The organism is Thermococcus sp. M36 (assembly GCF_012027355.1).
GTDB lineage: Archaea > Methanobacteriota_B > Thermococci > Thermococcales > Thermococcaceae > Thermococcus.
In genome coordinates this window covers 1-413 of sequence record NZ_SNUH01000275.1, presented here as the reverse complement: position 1 = coordinate 413, position 413 = coordinate 1, and the positions used below count along the sequence as shown (strand labels likewise).

The window sequence follows — 413 nt, the reverse complement described above, 5'->3', positions numbered from 1 at the left end:
CATTTCCGTGCCAAGTCATTGTTCTAAACTTATAACAATTGATAATTTGATCATTACAACCATTTCTGGATTGTATATAAAAAATAGGTCCTTTTGAAGTTATTCTTATTAAGATAGCTAAAAGGGGGAAGAGCCAAGAAAAAATAAATAATAAAGCAAAAAAAGAAACTGTCAAATCAAGTAGTCTTTTTCGTGAACTGTAATTAATAATTTGTGCTTTAGCTGCTATACCTTGCTCAGGGGGTAACTTTCGAATTACTCGAAGTAAACTAATTGGCTTTATTTTACGCTGAGGTTCAATCAATTTACCCATTACGCTTTAATATTTAAATGCAAGATAATAAAATTAATTGTTAGCTTTATAAATGGAAGTAGAGTCATCAAATTAGTTTAAATAAGCTATAACCGATAAA

At 28.8% G+C, this 413-nt stretch carries 1 protein-coding gene; it reads right to left on the bottom strand.

Going from position 1 to position 413, the window contains the following annotated elements; genetic code table 11:
- Positions 1–313: sugar transferase (locus E3E36_RS12330; RefSeq protein ID WP_167895630.1), on the bottom strand; the 313-nt coding region annotated here is incomplete at its 3' end.
- Between the last annotated feature and the right edge of the window lie 100 nt (positions 314–413).